Below are 3,075 nucleotides of genomic sequence, written 5' to 3' on the forward strand. Positions count from 1 at the left end.
CGCAGGTGGCCGGGTGGCCACCTGCGCACTCGCTCGGGAGGGATCAGTCGCGGTCGAAGGCGTCCTTGACGTCGCCGGCAGCGTCCTTGAGCTTCTCGCCGCGCTGCTTCATGTCGGCCGAAGCCTGGTCGGCCTGGCCCTCGGCCTGCATCGACTCGTTGTCGGTGGCGTCGCCCCAGGCCTCCTTGGCCTTGCCCTTCAGGTTCTCGCCCTCGTTCTTGGCCTTGTCCATGTCACCCATCAGCTTCTCCCTTCCTGGGGGGTCTTCGGTGACGCCTCGGTACCCGCCCCGGCGATCCGACAAACGCGGCGAGGGCGGCCTGGCGCCGGTGTCGGTGACGTTTGGGACAATGGAGCACGTGCCCACCACCCCACCTCCCGCGACGCCGACCAACGGTCCCGCCACCCGGAACCTGACGCGCTTCGCCTACCTGTCCATCGCCGCCGCCATCGTCACGATCGCCCTCAAGGTGTTCGCGTGGCAGCTGACCGGGTCGGTCGGGCTGCTGTCCGACGCCGCGGAGTCGGTCGTCAACCTCGTGGCCGCCGTCGCCGTCCTCATCGCGCTGCGGGTGGCAGCGATGCCGCCGGACAAGAACCACCACTTCGGGCACTCGAAGGCCGAGTACTTCTCGGCGGCGCTCGAGGGGCAGATGATCTTCATCGCCGCGGTCGTCATCATGTGGTCATCCGTCGACCGGTTCCTCAACCCGCAGCCGATCGAGAACGTCGGGGTGGGCCTCGGGATCTCCGTCGCAGCCTCCGCCGTCAACGGCGTCGTGGCCCTGGTGCTGCTGCGCGCTGGGCGCCGTTACCGCTCGCTGACCCTCGTCGCTGACGGCAAGCACCTCATGACGGACGTCTGGACCTCGGTCGGGGTCATCGTCGGCGTCCTGCTCGTCGCGCTCACCGGTGTCGAGCGGCTCGACCCCGTCGTCGCCTTCCTCGTCGGGGTCAACATCGTCGTCACGGGATGGAAGCTGCTCCAGCAGTCCGTCGAGGGGCTGATGGACATCGCCATGTCCAAGGACGACAACAAGGCGATCGCGGAGGTGCTCTCCGGGTTCGTCTCCGAGGAGGTCCACTTCCACGCCCTGCGCACCCGGGTCTCGGGCCACCACCGGTTCGCCGAGGTTCACGTCCTCGTGCCCGGCGCCTGGTCGGTCCAGCGCGGCCACGACCTCATGGAGGACGTCGAGGCGGCCGTCCACCGCGCGGTCGAGGACGTGACCCTCACCTGCCACCTCGAGCCGTCCGAGGATCCCCGCGCCTACGGCGACTACACGGCCGAGTTCCCCATCCCGACCCACGCCGACATCGTCGCGACGGCCAACGGGACGCGGCACGACATCGAGGATCACGCCGGCGCACCTCGCGAGACCGAGCCGAAGCGCCGACCGTGACGCCGCGGCACGTGCTCGTCCCCTCCCCCATCGGCGACCTGACCGTCGTCGCCGAGGACGGGGCGATCACGCGCCTGCACCTGCATGCCGCGAAGCACCGGCCGAGCGAGGCCGACCACTACGGCGAGCCGGGCGATCCCACGGAGGAGCCCTTCGCCTCGGCCGTCCGGCAGCTGGGCGAGTACTTCCGCCGCGAGCGCCGGGACTTCGACCTACCGCTGGCCCCGGCTGGCGACGACTTCGCCCAACGCGTCTGGGCCCTGCTGCGGACCATCCCCTACGGGGAGACGACGACGTATGGCGCTCTCGCGCGCTCCCTCGGCGACCGCAACCTCGCCCAGGCCGTCGGGCACGCCAACGGCCACAACCCGATCGCCATCGTCATCCCGTGCCACCGGGTCATCGGCTCCGACGGCAGCCTGGTCGGCTACGCCGGCGGCCTCGAGCGCAAGCGCTTCCTCCTTGCCCTCGAGGAGCCACTGCCCGATGTCGCTGGCCGGCTCTTCTGACCAGGGGACGCTCATGACCTCACACTCCGGCCCGCGGGGACGTTGACAGGGCATGAAACACCCCTTCGAGCAGGCGGTCACCGAGCACGGCCACGTCGTGCTGCGGGTGTGCCGCGCGGTGCTCGGCCCGGTCGACGCCGACGACGCCTGGTCCGAGACCTTCCTCGCCGCACTCCGCGCGTGGCCCGACCTGCCCGACGACGCCGACGTCCGAGCCTGGCTCGTCACGATCGCGCACCGCAAGGCGATCGACGTGCTCCGTGCTCGACAACGGGCTCCCATCCCGGTGGCCGCTGCGCCGGACCGGCCGGCGGCCGCCCACGACGGGCTGCCGCTGCCCGACGATGGTCTCTGGCGGGCGCTCGCCGCCCTGCCGGACAAGCAGCGCCTCTGCGTCGCGTATCACCACGTCGCCGGCCTTCCCCACCCCGAGGTTGCGGCCATCGTCGGGGGCACCGCCGCCGCGGCCCGGCGGGCCAGCGCCGACGGCATCGCCACCCTGCGCCGCACCTACCTGCCCCGCCTGGAGCGTGAGAGCCATGCCTGACACCGTCCTCGGACCCCTCAACGCCGACCCGACCGCCGACGCGGCACACCTGGCCACGCTCCACGAGCGGCTCCTCCGCCGGGGCGTGGAGCAGGGCGTCGTCGACCTGACCTACCGGGTCGTCGACACCCCCGTCGGGCGCCTGCTGCTGGCTGCGACCCCGGCCGGGCTCGTCCGCGTCGCCTTCGAGTCAGAAGGCCACGACGCGGTCCTCGACTCCCTCGCCTCGAGCGTCGGGCCGCGGGTCCTGCACGACCCCGATGGCTTTGCACAGCTGGCCCATGAGCTCGGCGAGTACTTCTCGGGCCGCTCGCGGTCCTTCTCCGTCCCGGTCGACCTCCGCCTGGCGCGCGGCTTCCGCCGCGAGGTGCTCGGCCGGCTGCGCGAGATCCCCTACGGCAGCACGCGCTCGTATGCCGCTGTCGCCGCCTCCGCGGGACACCCGCGGGCCGTGCGGGCGGTCGGGACCGCATGCGCGACCAACCCGATCCCGATCGTCGTGCCCTGCCACCGCGTGGTCCGCTCCGACGGGACGCCGGGCGGGTACCTCGGCGGCCCGGACGCGAAGGCGTTCCTCCTCCGGCTCGAGTCGGCCGCCGCTGCCTGACCCGTCGAG

5 protein-coding genes are annotated in these 3,075 nt (G+C 72.2%); 4 read left to right on the forward strand and 1 reads right to left on the reverse strand.

Going from position 1 to position 3,075, the window contains the following annotated elements; genetic code table 11:
* Positions 1–43 precede the first annotated feature (43 nt).
* Positions 44–241, reverse strand: coding sequence for a CsbD family protein (locus tag N864_RS20745; protein ID WP_034721850.1), 198 nt, complete (start codon positions 239–241; stop codon positions 44–46).
* Positions 242–359: 118 nt separating this feature from the next.
* On the opposite strand from N864_RS20745, the gene N864_RS20750 reads away from it, so the two are divergent.
* From N864_RS20750 to N864_RS20765, 4 genes are read left to right on the forward strand one after another with little or no spacing between them, the layout of a single operon-like run.
* Positions 360–1,403, forward strand: coding sequence for a cation diffusion facilitator family transporter (locus N864_RS20750; protein ID WP_240474436.1), 1,044 nt, complete (start codon positions 360–362; stop codon positions 1,401–1,403).
* Positions 1,400–1,912, forward strand: coding sequence for a methylated-DNA--[protein]-cysteine S-methyltransferase (locus N864_RS20755; RefSeq protein WP_034721852.1), 513 nt, complete (start codon positions 1,400–1,402; stop codon positions 1,910–1,912). The genes N864_RS20750 and N864_RS20755 overlap by 4 nt, the downstream gene beginning before the upstream one ends.
* A 52-nt stretch (positions 1,913–1,964) precedes the next feature.
* Positions 1,965–2,459 (forward strand): RNA polymerase sigma factor, encoded by a 495-nt coding sequence (locus N864_RS20760; RefSeq protein WP_034721854.1) that lies wholly within the window; start codon positions 1,965–1,967, stop codon positions 2,457–2,459.
* On the forward strand, positions 2,452–3,066 hold the full coding sequence (locus tag N864_RS20765) for a methylated-DNA--[protein]-cysteine S-methyltransferase (protein WP_034721855.1): 615 nt from the start codon (positions 2,452–2,454) through the stop codon (positions 3,064–3,066). Before N864_RS20760 ends, N864_RS20765 begins: the two co-directional genes overlap by 8 nt.
* Positions 3,067–3,075 lie beyond the last annotated feature (9 nt).

The sequence above is a fragment of the Intrasporangium chromatireducens Q5-1 genome, assembly GCF_000576575.1.
Taxonomy (GTDB): Bacteria; Actinomycetota; Actinomycetes; order Actinomycetales; family Dermatophilaceae; genus Intrasporangium_A; species Intrasporangium_A chromatireducens.